Raw genomic sequence first — 21,076 nt, 5'->3', positions numbered from 1 at the left:
TCACCATGGCCAAGAAGAAGAACACCGAGGAGCCCGTGGCCAAGCCCGCCGGCGGCCTCTTCGCCTACGCCCCGGCCCCGGAGTCCCCCGCCGCCGCGGGCGACATCGCCACCTCCTACGGCCACTTCATCGGCGGCGAGTTCGTCGACTCCTCCGGCAACGAGGCCCTGAAGACGGTCAACCCGGCCACCGAGCAGGTGCTCGCCGAGTTCGCCCAGGGCACCGAGGAGGACGTGGACCGCGCGGTCGCCGCCGCCCGCAAGGCATTCGCCGACTGGTCGGCGCTGCCCGGCAGCGAGCGCGCCAAGTACCTGTTCCGGATCGCCCGGATCATCCAGGAGCGCAGCCGCGAGCTGGCCGTGCTGGAGTCGATCGACAACGGCAAGCCGATCCGCGAGACCCGCGACGTCGACCTGCCGCTGGTCGCCGCACACTTCTTCTACTACGCGGGCTGGGCGGACAAGCTGGACTTCGCCGGCTTCGGCCCGAACCCGAAGCCGCTGGGCGTGGCCGGCCAGGTCATCCCGTGGAACTTCCCGCTGCTGATGCTGGCGTGGAAGATCGCGCCCGCGCTGGCGACCGGCAACACGGTCGTCCTGAAGCCGGCCGAGACCACCCCGCTGACCGCGCTGCGCTTCGCCGAGATCTGCCGCCAGGCCGGTCTGCCGAAGGGCGTCGTCAACATCGTCACCGGTGACGGCCGCACCGGCGCCGCGCTGACCTCCCACCCGGACGTCAACAAGGTCGCGTTCACCGGCTCCACCCCGGTCGGCCGCGCCATCGCCAAGCAGCTGGCCGGCACCCGCAAGAAGCTCTCGCTGGAGCTGGGCGGCAAGGCCGCGAACATCGTCTTCGACGACGCGCCGATCGACCAGGCGGTCGAGGGCATCGTCAACGGCATCTTCTTCAACCAGGGCCACGTCTGCTGCGCGGGCTCGCGCCTGCTGGTCCAGGAGTCGATCCAGGACGAGCTGCTGGACGCCCTGAAGCGCCGGATGGCCACCCTGCGGGTCGGCGACCCGCTGGACAAGAACACCGACATCGGCGCCATCAACTCGGCCGAGCAGCTGGCCCGGATCACCGCGCTGACCGAGGCCGGCGAGGCCGAGGGCGCCGAGCGCTGGTCGCCGGCGTGCGAACTCCCGGGCACCGGCTTCTGGTTCAAGCCGACCCTGTTCACCGGCGTGAGCCAGGCCCACCGGATCGCCCAGGAGGAGATCTTCGGCCCGGTCCTGTCGGTGCTGACCTTCCGCACCCCCGCCGAGGCGGTCGAGAAGGCCAACAACACCCCGTTCGGCCTCTCCGCCGGCATCTGGACGGAGAAGGGCTCGCGCATCCTCTGGATGGCCAACCGGCTCCGGGCCGGCGTGGTCTGGGCCAACACCTTCAACAAGTTCGACCCCACCTCGCCGTTCGGCGGCTACAAGGAGTCGGGCTACGGCCGCGAGGGTGGCCGCCACGGTCTGGAGCCCTACCTGAATGTCGAGGCCTGAGATGTCTGACACGACCTTCCAGCGTCTTGACGTCCTCAAGACCTACAAGCTGTACGTCGGCGGGAAGTTCCCGCGCTCCGAGAGCGGGCGGGTGTACGAGGTGACCGACGCAAAGGGCGAGTGGCTCGCCAACGTCCCGCTGGGCACCCGCAAGGACGCCCGCGACGCCGTCGTGGCCGCCCGCAAGGCGGTCAAGGGCTGGTCCGGCACCACCGCGTACAACCGCGGCCAGGTGCTGTACCGGGTGGCCGAGATGCTCCAGGGCCGACGCGAGCAGTTCGCCGCCGAGGTGGCCGTCTCCGAGGGCATCGGCCCGAAGAAGGCCGCCGCGCTGGTGGACGCCGCGATCGACCGCTGGGTCTGGTACGCGGGCTGGACCGACAAGGTCGCCCAGATCGCGGGCGGCGCCAACCCGGTCGCCGGGCCGTTCTTCAACCTCTCCACCCCGGAGCCGACCGGCGTGGTCGGGATCGTCGCCCCGCAGGCCGGGTACGGGCACTCGCTGCTCGGCCTGGTCTCGGTGATCGCCCCGGCGATCGCCACCGGCAACACGGTCGTGGTCGCGGCCGCCGCGGACGCCCCGCTGCCCGCGCTGTCGCTGGGCGAGGTGCTGGCCACCTCGGACGTCCCGGGCGGCGTGGTCAACATCGTCTCGGGCCGGACGGCGGACATCGCCCCCACCCTGGCCTCGCACCAGGACGTCAACGCGCTGGACCTCACCGGAGCCATCGCCGTCGACGGTCCCGGCGCGCCGCAGGCGCTGGAAGCGGCCGCCGCGGATACCCTGAAGAGGGTAGTCCGTCCGGTGCTGGACCCGTTCGCCCAGGACTGGACCAATGCGCCCGGTACGGACCGGCTACTCTCGTTCCTGGAGACGAAGACGGTCTGGCACCCGATGGGGATCTGACCTCCCCGCTCCGAGTAACAACTCCACAAGCTGGCCGTCCCCAGTGCCCTCACCCCCCCAGGGCCCGGACGGTCATTGGACGGACCCGCGCCTCTCCCCCCCTGGCGCGGGTCCGTCGGCGTTCCCGCGACTTTCGTCGCCGCCCGGGCCGACTTTCGGGGCTCCCGGTCCGTACGCGTCCGGACCATGATCGTCGGGACGGAACCGGCCGAGGGGGCGCGATGGAAGAACTGGGCGAGCTGATGGCACTCGTCACGGACGGCGTGCTGCGCCGGTGGCGGGTGGCCCGGGCCCGCCGCCGGCTGGCCGCCGGGAAGGCGGTGCGGCTGCCCTGCTCGGCCCGCTCCGACCGGCCCGGCCGACGGCCCGGCTACGTCAACGGGACGCTGGGGATCACCCCCGGGGCCGCCACCGCGTGCTTCCGCGCGCGCGGCGCCGACCCGCTCGAACTGCCCGTCGGGGGCACCTTCCACGAACCCGAGCCCGACACCTGGCACGACCAGGACTGGGCCGCCACCGCGTACCGGCCGCCCGGCGGCGGGGAGCCGGTGTACCTCCAGGTGGACAGCCGCTGCCTGCCGATGGTCCGGTCCGCCCTGTCCGGCCCGAAGCCGCGGCAGAAGGTCTGAGCCGACCGGTTTCGGCAACCGGCCGGGATGCGTCAGACTGATGTCCCGTGAGTGACTCCCCCATGAACCCCGCACCGACCGGGCATGCCCGGGTGATCCTGCTCTCCGGGCCCTCCGGGTCGGGGAAGTCCTCGCTGGCCGAGCGCAGCGGCCTGCCGGTGCTCCAGCTCGACGACTTCTACAAGGACGGGGACGACCCGACCCTGCCGCGGCTGCCGGACGGCGCCGTCGACTGGGACTCCCCGCTGGCCTGGCACCGCGACCAGGCCGTCGCCGCGATCCGCGCCCTGCACGAGCACGGGCGCACGGACGTCCCGGTGTACTCGATCCCGGACAACGGCCGGATCGGCACCCGCGGCCTGGAGCTGGGCGGGGCGGGCGCGTTCATCGCGGAGGGCATATTCGCCGCCGAGATCACCGCCGAGTGCGCCGACCAGGGCCTGCTGGGCGACGCCCTGTGCCTGCGCAACGGCGCGCTCACCACGGCCTGGCGCCGGCTGCGCCGGGACGTCCGGGAGGGCCGCAAGTCGCTGCCGGTGCTGCTGCGCCGGGGCCTGCGGCTGATGCGGGCCGAGCGGTCCATCGTCGGGCGGCAGGTCGCGCTCGGCTCGTACGCGTGCGCCGGCCCGGAGGCCGAGCGGCGGATCCGCGCCGCGGCCCGGACCACCGAGCTCTCCGCGGCCTGAACCCCGGGGCCGGATCCCGCGGCCCGGACCGGCCCGCGCCGCGGGGCCGTGACACCCAGGACATGACGAAGGGCCCGGTGCGTCTCCCCCGCACCGGGCCCTTCGCCTTCCCCGAACGGTCCTCGGCTCCCCCACGGGCGTGCTCCCCCGAGCCGCTGCCCCCGGACCGTGACCGTCCGCTTCCCGTCCCCCGACGGGAGTCCTCGTTACGCGACCAGCTCGCCGAACGCCCGGACGGTGTCGCCCGACTTGTTCAGGTGCTCGTCCTCGCGCAGCCGGCGCAGGGCGCGCCAGATGCTGCTCTTGACCGTGCCGACGCTGATCCCCAGCACGTCGGCGATCTCCGGGTCGGTCTTGCCCTCGTAGTACCGCAGCACCAGCATGGTGCGCTGGTTCTCCGGCAGCTTCGCCAGCGCCTGCCAGAGCACGGTGCGCAGCTCGGTGCCGCCCATCGCGTCGGTGTCGCCGGCCGTCTCCGGCAGCTCCTCGGTCGGGTACTCGTTGACCTTGCGGCGCCGCCAGGCGGAGATGTGCAGGTTGGTCATGGTGCGGCGGAGGTACCCGCCGACCGCGGCCTTGTCGGTGATCCGGCCCCAGGCCCGGTAGGTGCTGAAGAGCGCGCTCTGCAGCAGGTCCTCGGCCTCGTAGCGGTCACCGGTCAGGTGGTAGGCCGTGGCGTACAGGGAGGCGCGGCGCTCGCGCACGTACGCGGTGAACTCCGTGATGTGGTCCTCCGCGACGGCCGGGTGCTCCCCCTGCGCGCCTCCCTGTCCCGCCTCGGTGGTGCGGGCCGCGGCGGGGTTCAGCCGCAGCAGCGTCGCACCGGCGGCCTCACGACCGGTCGGCTCCCCCGAACCGACCGTCCGCAGACCGTTCCCCCCGGTCCCCCGGTTACCCCCCGGGGCGTCCTTGCCCTCGACGCGGACGGGGAGGATCCCCCGCAGCGTGAGGGTGTTGGCGGAGTCGGCCGAACTCCCCAGACGGCCGATCCCGTACAGCTCCCCCGTCCTGCCGCCGCCGCTCACCCGACGGGCGCCAGGGTTTCCACCGGTGCTGTGCGCGCACCCCCGCACGGTCACGGCACCGGAGTTCTCGTCGGTCCTGACCTCGTACCGGGTCCGGTGGGACGTGGCTGACGAACGCGCGGTGCGGACAGCCGGGTTGGTCCGGGTCTGAAGCATGGCGTTCATCGTGCGCCCCCTGGGTCGGTACGAGCGGTTCCGGTAGCCGCCCTTCAGCCGGCCTTGCGGCCCGCTGTCCTGCGGCGACATGGAAAATCCTGCCCGCCGGTTGTGATGGCGCTGTCCGCCGACTGTCACAGGGGTGTCACAGGAGGGGCCCGAACATCCCGGACCGCCTCCCTCCGTACCGGACGCCGGTGGCGTCCGTTCCGGTTCCCGGAGGGACGGTGGGTGATCCGGGGGGTGATTCGGCGCGGCCGGTGGGCCAAAATGGGGCCGTGCCTTTCCTCCTTCTGATCGAGGACGACGACGCCATCCGGACCGGCCTCGAACTCGCTCTCACCCGCCAGGGCCACCGCGTGGCCACCGCCGCCTCCGGCGAGGACGGCCTGAGGCTCTTCAAGGAGCAGCGGCCCGACCTGATCGTGCTGGACGTGATGCTGCCCGGCATCGACGGCTTCGAGGTGTGCCGCCGGATCCGCCGCACCGACCAGCTGCCGATCATCCTGCTCACCGCGCGCTCGGACGACATCGACGTGGTGGTGGGCCTGGAGTCCGGCGCGGACGACTACGTCGTGAAGCCGGTGCAGCCACGCGTGCTGGACGCCCGGATCCGGGCGGTGCTGCGCCGCGGCGAGCGGGAGAGCTCGGACTCCTCCGCCTACGGCAGCGTGGTGATCGACCGCGCGGCGATGACCGTCACCAAGGACGGACAGGACCTCCAACTCACCCCGACCGAGCTGCGGCTGCTGCTGGAGCTCAGCCGCCGCCCCGGCCAGGCGCTCTCCCGCCAGCAGCTGCTGCGGCTGGTCTGGGAGCACGACTACCTCGGCGACTCCCGCCTGGTGGACGCGTGCGTGCAGCGGCTGCGGGCCAAGGTCGAGGACGTGCCGTCCGCGCCGACGCTGATCCGCACCGTCCGCGGGGTGGGCTACCGGCTGGACCCGCCGGCCTGACCCCGAACGCCTCCGACCAGCCCCACCCGCCCCTGAACTCCCGTACCACGACAGGCTCTTGTGACTGACCATCAGACGACTGCCCGGCGGTTCCCGACGGGCCGGTGGCGTCGGCTGCGCTCCCTGCGGGTGCGGCTGATCGCGGTGTTCGCGGCCGTCGCGCTGCTCGCCGCCGTCTCGGCCTCCGGCATCGCGTACTGGCTGAACCGCGACGCGGTGCTCAAGCGCGCCCAGGACACCGCGCTGAACGACTTCCGGGTCTCGCTCACCCGCAACGTCTCCGAGCTGCCGCTGAACGCGAGCTGCCCGGAACTGGCCGCGCTGGCGTCCAACGTGGCCAGCTCCGGGCTGACGTACGACGTGGTGGTGGTCGACGCGGCGCACCCGGAGTGCACGGCCTCCTCCGACCCCGCGAACTTCACGCTGGCGGACGTCCCGGCGGCGCTGCAGTCCACCGTCGCCAAGCCGCGCGAGATCACCGAGAACAACCCGTACCCGTACCACCTGTACTGGCAGCGGCAGAACCTGGAGGGCCGGCCGTTCGTGATCGGCGGCACCAAGGTGGTGCCGAACGGCCCGACGGCGTACATGTTCAAGTCGCTGGAGAACGAGCGGGCCGACCTCAACACGCTGGGCTGGTCGCTGGCCATCGCCACGCTGCTCGCGCTGATCGGCTCGGCGCTGCTCGCCCAGGCCGCCTCGGCGACCGTGCTGCGGCCGGTCAAGCGGCTCGGGGACGCCGCCCGGAGGCTCGGCGAGGGGCACCTGGACACCCGGCTGGAGGTCGAGGGCTCGGACGAACTCGCCGACCTGGCGCGGACCTTCAACCGGGCCGCGGAGTCGCTGCACGAGCAGGTCGAGGAGCTGAGCGCGCGCGAGGCGCAGAGCCGGCGGTTCGTCGCCGACATGTCGCACGAGCTGCGCACCCCGCTGACCGCGATGACCGCCGTGACCGACATCCTGGAGGACGAGGCCGAGTCGCTGGACCCGATGATCGAGCCGGCCGTCCGGCTCGTGGTCAGCGAGACCCGGCGGCTGTCCGACCTGGTGGAGAACCTCATGGAGGTGACCCGCTTCGACGCCGGTACCGCCAGGCTGGTCGCCGACGAGGTGGACATCGCCGACCTGATCATGTCCTGCATCGACGGGCGGGCCTGGTACGACGCGGTCGAACTGGACGCCCCGCGCGGAATCCTGGCCGTGGTCGACCCGCGCCGGCTCGACGTGGTCTTCGCCAATCTCATCGGCAACGCGCTGAAGCACGGCGGCTCGCCGGTGCGGGTCGGGGTCCGGCAGGACGGGGAGTCGGTCGTGGTCGAGGTCTCCGACAGCGGTCCGGGCATCCCGGAGGACGTGCTGCCGCACGTCTTCGACCGCTTCTACAAGGCGGACCGCGGGCGGGCGCGCTCGGAGGGCAGCGGCCTCGGGCTGTCGATCGCGATGGCCAACGCGCAGATACACGGGGGGACGATCACGGCGGCGAACGGGGAGGTCGGCGCGGTGTTCACCCTGACCCTGCCGCTGGCCCCGCCGCCTCCGCCGTCAGCGGGCGGGGCCGAGGGCGGCCCCGCCGGCGACGCCGCCGAGGACAAGGACACCACGTGACCGCCCCCACCGACACCGCCGTCCCCCGCACCGTCCTGCGCCGCGGCGCCGGCGTGCTGCTGCTGCTCGCGCTGGCCTCCGGCTGCGGCATCCGGCCGACCGCCGTACCGGTCGACGCCGGCGCGCCCGCCAGCCGGACGGCCTGCCCGACCACGCCGCACATACCGGCGGCCCTGGCCACCCCGCCGGGACCGGCCCCGACCGTGACCCCGACCCGCGGCACCAAGGCGGCCGTGAGTCCGAGCCCGTCGCCCACCCCGGTGACGCCGGGCAGCCCGCCGCCGGACAACGTGTTCGGCGCGGTGCCGACGACCTCGCCCTGCCGTTAGGGCGTGTCTGACAATTCCCGCTGGGTGCGCGACGCCGGGGAGGAGGGAGCGGACGGGCCTCGGGGGGCGCGTTTGGGAATGTTCACGCCGGGTGTGGAACCGACGTGCCGTCGGCCCACGTCCTTCCCCCCGTGCAGCGAGATGGCACCAGGACACGCGACGAGCGTTCCGGCGCGGGGACCGAGAGCAGCCCGGCGGCGGCCGTCCACCGTCCCCTCCGGTTGGCCGGGCTGGCGGGCCTCACCGGCCACCTGGCACTGGCGCTCTGGCTGGTGCTGAGACCACTGCCGGTGGCCTGGGTGTACGACGCCAACCTGACGCCGCTCGCCTCGCTCCGCTCCTCCAGCGGCTGGCAGGTGGTCGGCGAACTCCTGCTGCTGGCCCCGCTCGGGGTCCTGCTGCCGCTGGCCGGCGGCCGGCTCCGGGCCCCCTGGCTGCCCTCCTTCCTGCGCACCACCGGCGTCTCCGCGCTGCTGGCGACCGCGCTGGAGTTCCTCTCGTCCTGGGCGCCCGGGCACGTCCTCAACGTGGACCACATCCTGCTCGCCGTGGCCGGCGTGGCCGTCGCCCACCTCGCGCTCGTCCCCGGCCTGCGGCACCTGCTGCGGGACCGGCGGCCGCGGGCGCCCCGGATGCCGGTGCTCTCCGTGCCGCCGGTGGCCGCCGTCACCCCGGTCACGGCCGTCGCACCCACCGCCCGCCGGCGCGCCTACGCCGAACCGACGCCGCCCGCCCGCTGAGCCGGCCCCGGGGCCCGGACCACCCGGCCGCCGACCTCCACCAGCCCGCCCGGGCACGGTCCGGCCAGCAGCTGCGAGCCCCGGCCCTGGGTGACGGTCAGCGCCCGCCCCAGGCTCGCGGCCAGCAGCAGGGCGGCCGCTCCCGTCGCCTCGTCCTCGTCGATCCCGTCGCCCCGCCCGGGGAAGGCCCGGGCCCGTACGGTGCCGGCCGCCTCGTCCTGCCAGGCCCAGGCGTAGACCCACTCCCCCGGCGGCGGCACCTCCAGCGCCTCCACCTCGGCCGCCGAACCGTACCGCCGCAGAGTGCGCCCCGGGGCCCACTCCGGCCGGGCCGCGATCCGGGTCAGTCCGTCCGCGCGCCGCACCGCCACCTCGCCGGCGGCCGTGACCAGCCGGTCCACCCCGAGCAGCCAGGCCGCGCCCACGCACGGGTGGCCGGCGAACGGCAGGCGCACCGACGGGGTGTAGATGTCGATCTCCCCGCGCTCCGGGTCGTCGACGAACACCGTCTCGCTGAAGCCCAGTTCGCGGGCGATCCGCTGCCGGTCCGCGCGCCCCGGCACGGCGGCGCCGTCGCGCACCACGCCGAGCGCGTTGCCGTGCCCGCCGTCCGGCCCGCAAAAGACCCGCAGCACCTCAAAATCCGTCATTTCCCACCTCGTCGACTGCCGCTGCGGCACAGCGCAATGACACCGTGACACAAAGGCGGCGACGAATGTCGGCCGCCTTTAGTACTGTGCGCTCTCGTCCCCGAACGGCGCCTGCCGTTTTTCTTCTTCCCTTCCCCAGGAAACCGCTTTGAACAATCTGGACTTCAGCGCCGAACCGCTCTTCTCCTGGTACGTCGTACTGCTGGCGCTCAGCGGCGTCATCATGGTGGCCCTCGGGGCCGCCGCCGGCGGGCTGAAGGTCGGCCTGCGCGTCCTCAACGTCGTCCTCGGCCTCGGCTTCCTCGGGTACGCCTACTACCTGGCGTTCGTCTTCGAGGGCGGCACCTACTACATCTTCTTCAAGGTGTTCATCCTGCCGGTCGGCATGATCGTCGCCTCGGTGAAGGCGCTCGTCGAACGCGGCAACGCCAAGCAGCAGCAGTCCGCCCAGGCGGCCGCCGCGTTCAACCCCAACGCGCCGCAGGGGGCCTTCAACCCGAACGCGCCGTTCAACCCCAACGCCCCGCAGGCCCCGTTCAACCCGAACGCCCCGCAGACCCCGTACGCCCAGCAGCCGGGCGCGCCCGGCCCGCCGCCGGCCGGCGCCCCGGTTCCCCCGGTCGCGCCGCAGGCCGCTCCGCCCGCCCCGCCGCAGGGCGGCGCGCCGTACCAGCCGGGCGTCCCCCCGCAGCCGGTGGCGGACAACCCGTACGCGCAGCCGCAGCCGCCGCAGAACCCGGTCGGCTGACCGCGCCACCGGCCCGTACGCACCGGAAGGCCCGCCCGTCCCCGCACGACAGCGGGGGCGGACGGGCCTTCCGGCACGTCAGGGCCGGTTCCCGGCACCGCCCCGCAGCCGGTTGCGGCGCCGCGCCACCACCAGGGTGCCGACGCCCATGGCGATCGCGGTCGCCCCGGTGATCGCCATCGGCTCCGCGGCCGTGCCGCCACCGGTGGAGGCCAGCCGGGTGTCGGCGGCCGGGGCGGCCACCGTCCGCGAGCCGCCCGTCGCCGGGCTCGGCGCCATCGGGGGAGCCGCCGCCGGGACGACCGGGGCGGCGGACGGCTCCGGCACCTCCGGGCCCGGGGCGGGTTCCTGGAACGCCGGAGCGGCCCTGGCGGTGGGACCCGTCGCGGGCACGGTGATGAAGTCGGCCGCGGCGCCGACCGCCTCGGCCGCGCTCTCGCCCGGCTCCGGCAGGGTGTCCGCGACGGCGACCAGGGACTCGAACAGGATCGGCGCGTCCCTGGTGAAGGCCAGCCGGACCTCGACGGTGCGGCTCCCGCCCTTCGCCAGCGCGATGACGTCGGCGTCCCGGTCCCCGGTCCGCAGCCCGAGGCACAGCCAGGCCGGGTGCCCCGGGCTGTCGGCCAGGGTGGCCTCCCGCCACTGCCCGTCGACGGCACGGAACTCGAACTTGACGGTGCTCGAAGGGAGTTCGGCCGCCCCCTGGAACACGGCCGCGGGCACGACCCGCAGGTCCTTGCCACTCCGGTTGGTGAGGACCAGCGTGAACGGCTTCGCCTCCCCGCCCACCGTGAACGAGGTGGGCACGCCCTCGAACCCGACCTCCACGGTGGCCGCCGGGGTGGCCGGCGCCGCGGTCGGCACGGTGGTCGGCGCCGCCGCCGGGGCGACGACCAGGTCCGGGTGGCCGCTCTCCGCACCGGTGGTGCGCTGCTCCGGCGGCAGGGCCGGGTCCGAGACCACGGAGTCGAAGCCCGGCGTCACCCGCCCGGCAGGGGCGTCGGCGGTGACGGTGAGCCGCAGCCGGTAGACGGCCTCGGCGCCGGCCGCCAGCGACAGCGCGGCGGGCTGGTCGAGCGCCCAGCGGGCGCCGGTCCCCGCGGCGTTCACCCTGGCGTCCTGCCACTGGGCGGCGCCGGGCGACCGGTACTCCAGCCTGAAGTGGCCCTGCCCGGCGTCGGCGCCGACGCCGACGCCGACGCCGACGCCGGTGTCCGCGAGGCCGAAGAACGAGGACGGGACGTCCAGCCGGTGGTCCGCGGTGTTCCGGAGCGTCGCGGTGAACTCCACCGCCGGGCCACCCGCCGTGACGGTGCCGGGAAGGCCCCCGAAGGTGATCGTGACCGGCGAGGGACGGGTCCGGGTGCCCGGGACCACCGCGACGGCCTGCGGCGCGGCGAGGACGGCCGGGCCCTCGACGGCGGCCAGGCCGGAGGCCAGCGTGACGGCGGCGGTCGCGGTCAGGAATCTGCGATGCCGAATGCGCAATTCAACCTCACGAGAGAATGCGGGACAGAACCCATCAGGACGTGAAATCGCTTGCGCGAGAGGTTGTTCCACAACGAAGTCGGGCTCTTCGTCCGCCCCCCGGCCGACTGCGATCGGCAGCATCCTACCGAGCCGGCCGGGCCCCTTCGGACGGGCCCGGGCGCACGTTCCGGCCCTCGGCCCTCGGGGTCACCCTGAGGGCTACCCCGACGTCCGGCTACGCCTACCCGGTGACCCTTCGGGGCGGAGAATCACCTGCCGGACGGAGGACCGGGGGCCGCCGGCGACGGAGTATGGAAGCAGCCCGCCGGACCGGCCGGACCGGGCCGCCACCACACGGAGAAGACCATGACCGCGCGCCTCGCCCGTCCCCGCCACAACCGCGTCATCGCCGGCGTCTGCGCCGGGATCGCCGAACGCTTCGGCCTGACCCCGTGGACCGTCCGGCTGATCTTCCTGTTCTCCTGCCTGCTGCCCGGCCCCCAGTTCCTCCTCTACCTGGCCCTCTGGCTGCTGCTCCCCCAGGAGCCGTGAGCCCGGCGGCCCGTCGCCGTGCCGTGGGCCGGGGCGTGCCGGTCGGGCGCGCCCCGGACTTCAGCCGGTCAGGCCGGGGAGGGCCGGCAGGGTGCTGGTCAGCGCGCCGATCGGGGTCTTGTCCAGACCCGGGACGGTCGGGAGGGCGGCACGCTGCTGGGTGACGCCGGCCAGCGGGGTCTCCCCGGCCGGGACGGCCTTGCCCACGCTCGGGGCGAGGGTGCCCAGCGTCTCGGTCACCTTGCCGGTGGCGGGCAGCTTGGCGGCGGTGTCGGTGACCGCACCGGTCACCGCCGGGTTCGTCAGCGCGCCGGTGGGCAGCCCGAGGCCGCCGGCCGCCTGGCCGTCGGCCGCGGAGGCGGTACCGGCGCCGACCGCCGCGATGGCGATGCCGAGCGCCGCGGTGCCTGCGGCCTTGAGAGCCTGCTTCATGGTGGGTCCCCTTTGGGTCCTCGTCGGTGGCCGACTTCACGCACGGGACCGACGGACGGGCGACCGCCGCCGAGCCGTATCGGCAATGACGGGCACACCGTAGTGAGCCGGTCACCCGGGAACCAAAGGGCGTTCACTCACCCGAGTGAGTAGTCGGATGAACGCCAACTCTCCTGCGGGAACACGGCGTTCATCCGACCGGGCGGGCCCGGGGCACCGCCCCGGCGGCTCAGTTGCCGCCGGTGCCCGCGCTGAACAGCCACTCCGCCTTCAGCTCGGCGTAGCCCGGCTTGATCACGTCGCTGATCATCGCCAGCCGCTCGTCGAAGGGCAGGAACGCGGACTTCATCGCGTTCACGGTGAACCACTCCAGGTCGCCCAGGGTGTAGCCGAAGGCCTCCACCACGTGGCCGAACTCCCGGCTCATGCTGGTGCCGCTCATCAGCCGGTTGTCGGTGTTCACGGTGACCCGGAACTTCAGCCGGCTGAGCAGCCCGATCGGGTGCTCGGCGTACGAGGCCGCGGCGCCGGTCTGGATGTTGGAGGTCGGGCACATCTCCAGCGGGATGCGCTTGTCGCGCACGTACGCGGCCAGCCGGCCGAGCTCGACCGTGCCGTCCTCGCCGACCGTGATGTCGTCGACGATCCGCACGCCGTGGCCGAGCCGGTCGGCGCCGCAGCACTGCAGGGCCTCCCAGATCGACGGCAGGCCGAAGGCCTCGCCCGCGTGGATGGTGAAGTGGTTGTTCTCGCCCTTGAGGTAGTCGAAGGCGGCCTGGTGGCGGGTGGGCGGGTAGCCGGCCTCGGCACCGGCGATGTCGAAGCCGACGACGCCCGAGTCCCGGTGGCGGTTGGCCAGTTCGGCGATCTCCTGCGAGCGGGCGGCGTGCCGCATCGCGGTGATCAGGGTGCCGATGCGGATCCGGTGGCCGGCTGCGCGGGCGTTGGCCTCGCCGAGGCGGAAGCCCTCCTGGACGGCCTCGACGACCTCGTCGAGGCTCAGCCCGGCCTCCAGGTGCTGCTCGGGGGCGTAGCGGACCTCGGCGTACACGACGCCGTCGGCGGCCAGGTCCTCGGCGCAGTCCGCGGCGACCTTGATCAGCGCCTCACGGGTCTGCATCACGGCGCAGGTGTGCGCGAAGGTCTCCAGGTAGCGGACCAGCGAGCCGGAGTCGGCGGCCTCGCGGAACCACTCGCCGAGCTCCTTGGCGTCGGTGGTGGGCAGGCCCTGGTAGCCGCAGGCGGCGGCCAGCTCGACCACGGTCTCCGGGCGCAGCCCGCCGTCCAGGTGGTCGTGCAGGAGGACCTTCGGCGCGCGGCGGATCTGGTCGGCGGTGGGGATGCGCGGGCCGGTGCCCGCGGTGGTGACGGGGATCTGCTGTTCCATTGCGGAAATATAGCCCCTACGCGCGTAGACCGACCACCGCGAACACCACCGGATGGTCCAAACTCCACGCGGAATTCCACCGCCCGGTCCATACGATCCGCCAAAACGCCGGACCGCCGCCGAGCGGGCGTCAGTCGTGCTGCAGCAGCCGCCCCCGCCGGGACAGCACGAAGTCCCGGAAGGTCCGCGCCGGCGGGGTCAGCGGCCGCCCCGCCGCCCAGGCCAGCCCGATCGCCCGCCGGGTGCGCGGCGCCGTCACCTCCAGCTCCACCACCCCCGGTCGCGGCACCAGGGCCGGCGGCAGCAGCGCCACCCCCAGCCCGGCCGCCACCAGCCCGCGCAGCGTCTCCGCCTCCTCCCCCTCGAACGCCAGCCGGGGGACGAACCCGGCCTGCGCGCAGAAGCCGTCCGTGATCGCGCGCAGCCCGTACCCCTGCTCCAGCCCGACGAACGGCTCCTCGGCCACCTCCGCCAGCCGGATCCGCCGCCGCCCGGCCAGCCGGTGGTCCGCCGGGACGACCAGGTGCAGCCGCTGCTCGTCCAGCGGGCGGGCGGCGAACGCCGGGTCCTCCGGCAGCGGCGCGACCAGACAGAGGTCCAACTCCCCGGCCCGCAGCCGCTCCAGCATCGCCGCGCCGTAGTCCTGCACCAGCTGGAACCGCACCCGCGGGTGCGCCGCGCGGAAGCCGCGCAGCAGCGCCGGCACCGCGTCCGGCCCCATCGTGTGCAGGAAGCCGAAGGCCACCAGGCCCGCCTCCGGGTCCGCCTCCGCCCGGGCCGCCGCCGCACCGCGCTCGACCTCGGCCAGCGCCCGCTCCACCGAGGCCAGCAGCAGCCGGCCCGCCCGGGTCAGCTGCACCGTACGGCCCTGACGGGCCAGCAGGTCCACCCCCAGCTCCTCCTCCAGCCGGGCCACCGAGCGCGACAGCGTCGGCTGCGGCACCCCGAGCAGCGCGGCCGCCTGGGTCACGTGCTCCAGCCGGGCCACCGCCGCGAACCGGGCCAGCCGGGGCGCCAGCAGCACCGCCGGCTCCCGCGGGCCCAACTCGGCCACCCGGTACCGCTGCTCGCCGCCGTCCGCCGACTCCGGACCGGACATCGCGCCACCACCTCGACTCATACGCCAGTGCATCGATCATCCACGCTCCATGCATTGGACGCATCAACGGCGCCAGGCCTACGGTCGACGACATGCAGCCCGCCGATACCGGGGCATCCGTGACCACCCCGGATGCCCCCGCCACCGCCCCCTCCGCCGCCACCGCGGACGACCGCCACCGCCCCGGCCAGCGCGACTTCCGCCGCGCCAACCTCGCCCTGTTCGCCGCCGGGGTCGCGACCTTCGTCCTGCTCTACTCCACCCAGGGCCTGCTGCCGATCCTCTCGGCCGACCTCGACCTCACCCCCGGCCAGGCCAGCTGGACGGCCTCCGCCGCCACCCTCGGCCTCGCCCTCGGGCTGCTCCCGGCCAGCGCGCTCTCCGACAAGTACGGCCGCACCGCGGTGATGACGGCCTCCACCCTCGCCGCCTCCGCCCTCGCGCTCGCCCTGCCCTTCGCGCCGGACCTCACCGCCCTCGTCACCCTGCGGGTCCTCCAGGGCGCCGCCCTCGCCGGGCTCCCCGCCACCGCCATGGCCTACCTCGCCGAGGAGGTCCACCCCAGTGCGCTGCCCTCCGCGATGGGCCTGTACGTGGCCGGCAACAGCATCGGCGGAATGGGCGGCCGGCTGCTCTCCGGCTGGACCGCCGCCGGACTCGGCTGGCGCTGGGGCCTCGCCACCTCCGCCGTCCTCGCCCTGCTCGCCACGCTCGCCTTCCGGCTGCTGATCCCCGCGGCCCGGCACTTCACCCCCGCCCCGGTGGACGCCCGCGCGCTCGCCCGGACCGTCGGACGGCACCTGCGCAACCCGCTGCTGGTGCGGCTGTACGCGCTCGGGATGCTGTTCATGGCCGTGTTCGGCGCGGTCTACAACACCGTCGGCTACCGGCTGATCTCCGCGCCGTTCCACCTGCCGGAGTCGATCGCCGCCTCGATCTTCGTGGTCTACCTGGTCGGCACCGGCACCTCCGCCGCGGCCGGCCGGCTCTCCGGCCGCCTCGGCCGGCGCGGCGCCCTCTACGTCTCCATCGGCGTGACCGCGGCCGGCCTGCTGCTCTCCCTCGCCGAGTCCCTGGTCTGCGCCCTGCTCGGCCTGGTCCTGATCACCGCCGGCTTCTTCGCCGGCCACGCCACCGCCTCCTCCTCGGTCGGCCGCACCGCCACCGAGGGCCGCGCCCAGGCCTCCGCCCTCTACCTGATCGCCTACTACCTCGGCAACAGCCTCGGCGGCACCCTCGGCGCCGACGCCTACCACGCCACCGGCTGGCCCGGCGCCGCCACCGTCGGGCTCGCCGCCATGACCCTCGCCGCCGCCGTCACCCTCTACGCCACCCACCGGGCCCACGCGGCCCGCCGAACGGTCGCGAACGCTTGACAGCCGCCACGGATACACTCCGGAACATGAGCATCGATCCTGCTGTGTACGCCAGGCTGCTCGAGATCGCGGATCAGCTGCCGAAGGTGCCGGGGATAGGGAAGATCGAGATCGCCGACGGCCAGATCGTCATGATGATGTCGCCCGTGAAGCGTCACGAACTCGCCGTGCTGCGCCTCTCCCGACAGATCAACGCCCAGTTGTCGGCCACCCACCCCGGTCACATCGCGTATCACGGTGCGGATCTCCAGGACGCGGGGCTCGGCCAACTGCGCAACCCGGACCTGATGGTGTTCCCCGAGGCGACCCTGGAGGGCGAACAGCGGGCGGTCCTCCCGCACGAGGTGCTGCTGGTCGTGGAAGTCGTCTCCAAGTCGAACCCCGAGAACGACTACCACGACAAGGTTCGCGACTACTCGGCCATGGGGATTCCGTTCTACCTGCTCGTCGATCCCCGCACGGGCACGGGCATCGTGCACTCGGAACCCGGCTACGAGGCCCGGGAGAAGTTCGTCTTCGGCGACAGGATCGCCGTCGGCCCCTGGACGCTCGACACCAGCGGTCTGCTCACGTACGCCTGATCCGGCGTACGTGAGCAGACCTCAGGACCCTCAGGCGATGCGGTCGAGGACGATCGGGTTCGGGGTGAAGGCCGTGCCCGCCGGGGCGACCTCGATGCCGCCGGCCAGGGCCTCGACGGCGTAGTCGAAGCGCTCCGGGGTGTCGGTGTGCAGGGTCAGCAGGGGCTGGCCGGCCACCACGGTGTCGCCGGGCTTGGCGTGCATCTCGACGCCGGCGCCGGCCTGGACCGGGTCCTCCTTGCGGGCGCGGCCGGCGCCCAGGCGCCAGGCGCAGACGCCGATCGCGTAGGCGTCCAGGGCGGTGAGCACGCCGGAGGCGGGCGCCGGGATGACGTGCTGCTCGCGGGCGACCGGGAGCGGGGCGTCGACGTCGCCGCCCTGGGCGGCGATCATGCGGCGCCAGTGGTCCATCGCGGAGCCGTCGCGCAGCGCGTCCGCCGGGTCCTTGCCCTGCACGCCGGCCGCGGCGAGCATCTCGCGGGCGAGCGCGAGGGTCAGCTCGACGACGTCGGCCGGGCCGCCGCCCGCGAGCACCTCCAGGGACTCCCGGACCTCCAGCGCGTTGCCCGCGGTGAGGCCGAGCGGGGTGGACATGTCGGTGAGCAGCGCGACGGTGTTGACCCCGGCGGTGGTGCCCAGGCCGACCATGGTGCGGGCGAGTTCGCGGGCGTCGTCCAGGTTCTTCATGAACGCGCCGGAGCCGACCTTGACGTCAAGGACCAGCGCGCCGGTGCCCTCGGCGATCTTCTTCGACATGATCGAGGAGGCGATCAGCGGGATGGCCTCGACGGTGCCGGTGACGTCGCGCAGCGCGTACAGCTTCTTGTCGGCCGGCGCGAGGCCGTCGCCCGCGGCGCAGATCACCGCGCCGGCGGAGCCCAGCACGTCCATCATCTCCTCGTTGGAGAGCAGGGCGCGCCAGCCGGGGATGGACTCCAGCTTGTCCAGGGTGCCGCCGGTGTGGCCGAGGCCGCGGCCGGACAGCTGCGGGACGGCGGCGCCGCAGGCGGCGACCAGCGGGGCGAGCGGCAGGGTGATCTTGTCGCCGACGCCGCCGGTGGAGTGCTTGTCGCTGGTGGGCAGCGGCAGCGAGGAGAAGTCCATCCGGACGCCGGAGCGGATCATGGCGTCGGTCCAGCGGCTGATCTCGCGCGGCTTCATCCCGTTCAACAGGATCGCCATCGCCAGCGCGGACATCTGCTCGTCGGCGACCTCACCGCGGGTGTAGGCGTCGATGACCCAGTCGATCTGAGCGTCGCTCAGCTCTCCGCGATCGCGCTTGGTCCTGATGACGGAGATGGCGTCCATGCGTGCTCCAAGAGGGGTTTCAAAAGCGAAGAGTGTCGCGAGATGACCGGGTTCCGGCCCACTCGCGACACTCTACGCGCGTAACAATTGCTGCGGCTAGGGCCAACCGGGCCCTTAGAGCCGCTCCGGCCCGAACGCGTCGGGAAGGACCTCGCTCATCGGCTTCACGCCCGAGGCCAGTTCGACCAGCAGCCCCGGCCCGCCGTGCTCGTACAGCAGTTGGCGGCAGCGCCCGCACGGCATCAGCAGTTCGCCGGCGCCGTCCACGCAGGTGAAGGCGACCAGCCGGCCGCCGCCGGAGGAGTGCAGCGCGGACACCAGCCCGCACTCGGCGCACAGCCCGAGCCCGTACGAGGCGTTCTCGACGTTGCAGCCGGTGACCACCCTGCCGTCGTCCACCAGGGCGGCCGCGCCGACCGGGAACCTGCTGTACGGCGCGTACGCGCGGCCCATGGCCTCGCGCGCCGCCGCGCGCAGCAGCTCCCAGTCGATCGCGGGCGGCGCCGCAGGCGCGGGGGTGGTCACTTGCCCTGGCCCTTGCGGTAGATCTGGCCGTCCGCCTTGGGCATCCGCAGGCGCTGCGAGGCCAGCGAGAGCACCACCAGGGTGATCAGGTACGGCGTGGCGACGATCAGCGGGCGCTGCACCTCGTCGGTCAGCGAGTACCAGGCGATCAGGCCGCCGGCCACCACGAAGGAGACCACCGTCGCGGTGTACTTGCGGCGGTACAGCTGCCAGAGCGCGAACAGGATCATCGCGATGCCGACGATCAGGATCAGCACGTGCACCGACTCCGGGTCGCGCAGCTGGAGGCTGTCGGTGAAGCCGAACAGGCCGGCGCCCATGGCGAGGCCGCCGGGCATCCAGTTGCCGAAGATCATCGCGGCGAGGCCGATGAAGCCGCGGCCGAGGGTCTGGCCGTCCTTGTAGAAGTGCGCCGCGACCAGCGAGAGGTACGCCCCGCCGAGGCCGGCGAAGGCGCCGGAGGCGATGACCGCGAGGTACTTGTACTTGTAGACGTTGACGCCCAGCGACTCGGCGGCGGTGGGGTTCTCACCGCAGGAGCGCAGCCGCAGGCCGAACACCGTGCGCCAGAGCACGAAGTAGCTGACCACGATCAGCGCGCCGGCCAGCAGCACGACCACCGAGATGTTGGTGACCAGGCCGCCGAGCACGCCCGCGACGTCCGAGACGAAGAACCAGTGGTGGCTCTCGATGCTCTTCAGCCCGGAGGACAGGCCCGGGACGGTGATGTACGGCAGCGGGTCCGCCGGCGGGGACTGGTTCTGGCCGGCACCGACCGAGACGTAGTCCTTGTAGTAGATCCGGTTGACGTACGCGCAGATGCCGGGGATCAGCAGGTTGATGCCGACGCCGGAGACGATGTGGTCGACGCCGAAGGTGACCGTGACGACCGCGTGCAGCAGGCCGCCGACCGCCCCGCCCAGCATGCCGGCCAGCAGGCCGACCCACGGGTTGACCAGGTAGCCCGCCCAGGCGCCGCAGAAGGTGCCGGCGACCATCATGCCTTCGAGACCGATGTTGACCACACCGGCCCGCTCGGACCAGAGACCGCCCAGACCGGCCATGCCGATCGGCACGGCGGCGCCGAGCGCGGCGGTGACCTGCCCGGAGGAGGTCAACGAGTGGTTGCCGGTGGCCAGGCCCACGGCGGAGAACAGCATCAGGGCGCCCGCGATCAGGAGCAGGACGACCGGCCAGGACAGCTTGCGCTTCTTCGCGGGTGCGCCCGACGCCTTCGGACGGGCAGCCGTTGCCGTGCTCATGCGGACACCTCCTTCTTCTCACTGTTCGCGGCAGCCTGGGCGGCGAGCTGGGCGCCGACCTTCTGCTGCTGACGCTTCAGGCCGTAGCGGCGCACCAGCTCGTACGCGACGACGACGCAGATGACGATGGTGCCCTTCATGACGTCGACGATCTCGAACGGGAAGCCGCCCTGGAGCGGCAGCACCGAGCCGGTGACGTCCAGGAACGCGAACAGCAGCGCCGCGAAGGCCATGCCGATCGGGCTGTTCCGGCCGAGCAGGGCGATCGAGATGCCCAGGAAGCCCAGACCGGGCTGGAAGCTCTGGCCGAAGTAGTACGAGTTCTGCAGCAGCTCCGGCAGGCCGATCAGACCGGCGATGGCTCCGGAGACCACCATCGAGATGACCACCATGCGCTTGACGTTCACGCCGGAGGCGGTCGCCGCGGACTCCGAGCGGCCGGTGGCGCGCAGGTCGAAGCCGAAGCGGGTGCGGGTCAGCACGAACTGGAAGACCACTCCGACCAGGGCGGCGACGAAGATGAAGCCCCAGAGCGTTCCGCCGGCCGTCTCCAGCGAGAAGAAGTGGCTGGACTGCGAGATCGGCTCGGTCTGGATCGAGTTGGTGGTGCCGCTGGTCTTCGGCGCGAAGATGCCGGGGACGAGCAGCAGACCGATGATCGCGGTCGCGATCGAGTTCAGCATGATGGTCGAGATGACCTCGCTGACGCCGCGGTAGACCTTCAGCAGACCGGCGATGCTCGCGTACAGACCGCCGACCAGCATGGCCGTGACCAGCAGCAGCGGGATCTGGATGAAGGCCGGCAGGTCCACCTTGGCGCCGACGAAGGCCGCGAACAGTGCCGCGACCTTGTACTGGCCCTCGACGCCGATGTTGAACAGGTTCATCCGGAACCCGAACGCGGCGGCCGCGGCGGCCAGGTAGTAGGTGGTGGACCGGTTGAGGATGCCCACCTGGCCGTCCGACTTGCCGGCGTACGTGATCATCACGTTCCAGGCGTCGAACGGGTTCTTGCCCGAAGTCGCCAGCAGGACGGAACAGATCGCGATGGAGAGCAGGACCGCGAGCACCGGCGCCGCCAGCGCGAGCACGATCCGCTCACCGCTGAACCGCTGGGCCAGGCCGGGCTTCGCGGCGGCGGGGTTGGGACTGGTCATGGG

The 21,076-nt window shown here is 73.3% G+C and carries 22 protein-coding genes; 12 read left to right on the top strand and 10 right to left on the bottom strand.

Going from position 1 to position 21,076, the window contains the following annotated elements:
* Positions 1 to 5: 5 nt before the first annotated feature.
* The 4 genes from ACFVHV_RS10225 (at position 6) to ACFVHV_RS10210 (ending at position 3,715) form a co-directional block, all read left to right on the top strand.
* The gene (locus ACFVHV_RS10225) at positions 6 to 1,493 is read left to right on the top strand and encodes an aldehyde dehydrogenase family protein (RefSeq protein WP_359906054.1); all 1,488 of its coding nucleotides are present in this window, start codon (positions 6 to 8) and stop codon (positions 1,491 to 1,493) included.
* Position 1,494: 1 nt separating this feature from the next.
* A complete protein-coding gene (locus ACFVHV_RS10220) occupies positions 1,495 to 2,400 on the top strand; it encodes an aldehyde dehydrogenase family protein (RefSeq protein WP_359906051.1) in 906 nt (301 codons plus the stop codon).
* 221 nt (positions 2,401 to 2,621) lie between these two features.
* Entirely contained in the window at positions 2,622 to 3,029 is a 408-nt protein-coding gene (locus tag ACFVHV_RS10215; protein WP_359906049.1) for a hypothetical protein, read from the top strand.
* 47 nt (positions 3,030 to 3,076) lie between these two features.
* The gene (locus ACFVHV_RS10210) at positions 3,077 to 3,715 is read left to right on the top strand and encodes an ATP-binding protein (protein WP_359906046.1); all 639 of its coding nucleotides are present in this window, start codon (positions 3,077 to 3,079) and stop codon (positions 3,713 to 3,715) included.
* 206 nt (positions 3,716 to 3,921) lie between these two features.
* Here ACFVHV_RS10210 and ACFVHV_RS10205 read toward each other — a convergent pair whose 3' ends face one another.
* The gene (locus ACFVHV_RS10205; protein ID WP_380350557.1) at positions 3,922 to 4,794 is read right to left on the bottom strand and encodes a SigE family RNA polymerase sigma factor; all 873 of its coding nucleotides are present in this window, start codon (positions 4,792 to 4,794) and stop codon (positions 3,922 to 3,924) included.
* A 380-nt stretch (positions 4,795 to 5,174) separates the two neighbouring features.
* On the opposite strand from ACFVHV_RS10205, the gene ACFVHV_RS10200 reads away from it, so the two are divergent.
* The 4 genes from ACFVHV_RS10200 (at position 5,175) to ACFVHV_RS10185 (ending at position 8,526) form a co-directional block, all read left to right on the top strand.
* The gene (locus ACFVHV_RS10200) at positions 5,175 to 5,852 is read left to right on the top strand and encodes a response regulator transcription factor (RefSeq protein ID WP_030257458.1); all 678 of its coding nucleotides are present in this window, start codon (positions 5,175 to 5,177) and stop codon (positions 5,850 to 5,852) included.
* A 60-nt stretch (positions 5,853 to 5,912) separates the two neighbouring features.
* Positions 5,913 to 7,457 carry a HAMP domain-containing sensor histidine kinase gene (locus ACFVHV_RS10195; protein WP_359906043.1) on the top strand — a complete coding sequence of 515 codons (1,545 nt, stop codon included), beginning with the start codon at positions 5,913 to 5,915 and terminating at the stop codon, positions 7,455 to 7,457.
* Positions 7,454 to 7,786 (top strand): hypothetical protein, encoded by a 333-nt coding sequence (locus ACFVHV_RS10190; protein WP_359906041.1) that lies wholly within the window; start codon positions 7,454 to 7,456, stop codon positions 7,784 to 7,786. The genes ACFVHV_RS10195 and ACFVHV_RS10190 overlap by 4 nt, the downstream gene beginning before the upstream one ends.
* A gap of 131 nt (positions 7,787 to 7,917) precedes the next feature.
* Complete coding sequence (locus ACFVHV_RS10185) at positions 7,918 to 8,526, top strand: VanZ family protein (protein ID WP_359906038.1); 609 nt, start codon at positions 7,918 to 7,920, stop codon at positions 8,524 to 8,526.
* Here the strand turns inward: ACFVHV_RS10185 and ACFVHV_RS10180 are convergent.
* Positions 8,496 to 9,176, bottom strand: coding sequence for a PhzF family phenazine biosynthesis protein (locus ACFVHV_RS10180; protein WP_380350520.1), 681 nt, complete (start codon positions 9,174 to 9,176; stop codon positions 8,496 to 8,498). The genes ACFVHV_RS10185 and ACFVHV_RS10180 overlap by 31 nt on opposite strands.
* A gap of 148 nt (positions 9,177 to 9,324) precedes the next feature.
* Here ACFVHV_RS10180 and ACFVHV_RS10175 point away from each other — a divergent pair, with 148 nt between their 5' ends.
* Positions 9,325 to 9,924 carry a hypothetical protein gene (locus tag ACFVHV_RS10175; RefSeq protein WP_380350518.1) on the top strand — a complete coding sequence of 200 codons (600 nt, stop codon included), beginning with the start codon at positions 9,325 to 9,327 and terminating at the stop codon, positions 9,922 to 9,924.
* Positions 9,925 to 10,002: 78 nt separating this feature from the next.
* Here the strand turns inward: ACFVHV_RS10175 and ACFVHV_RS10170 are convergent, their stop codons facing one another.
* Positions 10,003 to 11,412 carry a hypothetical protein gene (locus ACFVHV_RS10170; RefSeq protein ID WP_380350517.1) on the bottom strand — a complete coding sequence of 470 codons (1,410 nt, stop codon included), beginning with the start codon at positions 11,410 to 11,412 and terminating at the stop codon, positions 10,003 to 10,005.
* Between the two features lie 348 nt (positions 11,413 to 11,760).
* On the opposite strand from ACFVHV_RS10170, the gene ACFVHV_RS10165 reads away from it, so the two are divergent.
* Positions 11,761 to 11,946, top strand: coding sequence for a PspC domain-containing protein (locus tag ACFVHV_RS10165; RefSeq protein WP_359906026.1), 186 nt, complete (start codon positions 11,761 to 11,763; stop codon positions 11,944 to 11,946).
* A 60-nt stretch (positions 11,947 to 12,006) separates the two neighbouring features.
* Here the strand turns inward: ACFVHV_RS10165 and ACFVHV_RS10160 are convergent, their stop codons facing one another.
* From ACFVHV_RS10160 to ACFVHV_RS10150, 3 genes are all read right to left on the bottom strand, one after another.
* On the bottom strand, positions 12,007 to 12,378 hold the full coding sequence (locus ACFVHV_RS10160) for an ATP-binding protein (protein WP_359911518.1): 372 nt from the start codon (positions 12,376 to 12,378) through the stop codon (positions 12,007 to 12,009).
* 229 nt (positions 12,379 to 12,607) lie between these two features.
* Entirely contained in the window at positions 12,608 to 13,765 is a 1,158-nt protein-coding gene (locus ACFVHV_RS10155) for an adenosine deaminase (protein ID WP_359911521.1), read from the bottom strand.
* 130 nt (positions 13,766 to 13,895) lie between these two features.
* Positions 13,896 to 14,864, bottom strand: coding sequence for a LysR family transcriptional regulator (locus tag ACFVHV_RS10150; RefSeq protein WP_359911524.1), 969 nt, complete (start codon positions 14,862 to 14,864; stop codon positions 13,896 to 13,898).
* 92 nt (positions 14,865 to 14,956) lie between these two features.
* Between ACFVHV_RS10150 and ACFVHV_RS10145 the strand changes: the two genes are divergently transcribed.
* Together ACFVHV_RS10145 and ACFVHV_RS10140 are read left to right on the top strand one after the other, a co-directional pair.
* Positions 14,957 to 16,240, top strand: coding sequence for an MFS transporter (locus ACFVHV_RS10145; RefSeq protein ID WP_380350514.1), 1,284 nt, complete (start codon positions 14,957 to 14,959; stop codon positions 16,238 to 16,240).
* A 26-nt stretch (positions 16,241 to 16,266) separates the two neighbouring features.
* Positions 16,267 to 16,821: a Uma2 family endonuclease gene (locus tag ACFVHV_RS10140; RefSeq protein WP_359911529.1), complete on the top strand. Its 555-nt coding sequence runs from the start codon at positions 16,267 to 16,269 to the stop codon at positions 16,819 to 16,821.
* A 30-nt stretch (positions 16,822 to 16,851) separates the two neighbouring features.
* Here the strand turns inward: ACFVHV_RS10140 and ACFVHV_RS10135 are convergent, their stop codons facing one another.
* From ACFVHV_RS10135 to ACFVHV_RS10120, 4 genes are all read right to left on the bottom strand, one after another.
* A complete protein-coding gene (locus ACFVHV_RS10135; RefSeq protein WP_359911531.1) occupies positions 16,852 to 18,129 on the bottom strand; it encodes a thymidine phosphorylase in 1,278 nt (425 codons plus the stop codon).
* Between the two features lie 114 nt (positions 18,130 to 18,243).
* The gene (locus tag ACFVHV_RS10130) at positions 18,244 to 18,654 is read right to left on the bottom strand and encodes a cytidine deaminase (RefSeq protein WP_359911534.1); all 411 of its coding nucleotides are present in this window, start codon (positions 18,652 to 18,654) and stop codon (positions 18,244 to 18,246) included.
* Positions 18,651 to 19,916: an ABC transporter permease gene (locus ACFVHV_RS10125; protein ID WP_359911537.1), complete on the bottom strand. Its 1,266-nt coding sequence runs from the start codon at positions 19,914 to 19,916 to the stop codon at positions 18,651 to 18,653. The genes ACFVHV_RS10130 and ACFVHV_RS10125 overlap by 4 nt, the downstream gene beginning before the upstream one ends.
* Positions 19,913 to 21,073, bottom strand: a complete 1,161-nt coding sequence (locus tag ACFVHV_RS10120; RefSeq protein ID WP_359911540.1) for an ABC transporter permease — start codon at positions 21,071 to 21,073, stop codon at positions 19,913 to 19,915. The genes ACFVHV_RS10125 and ACFVHV_RS10120 overlap by 4 nt, the downstream gene beginning before the upstream one ends.
* Positions 21,074 to 21,076 lie beyond the last annotated feature (3 nt).

Origin of the sequence: Kitasatospora sp. NPDC127116, assembly GCF_042677365.1 — a bacterium.
Classification (GTDB): Bacteria; Actinomycetota; Actinomycetes; order Streptomycetales; family Streptomycetaceae; genus Kitasatospora; species Kitasatospora lactacystinica.
This window is presented reverse-complemented; position numbering and strand designations above follow the sequence as displayed.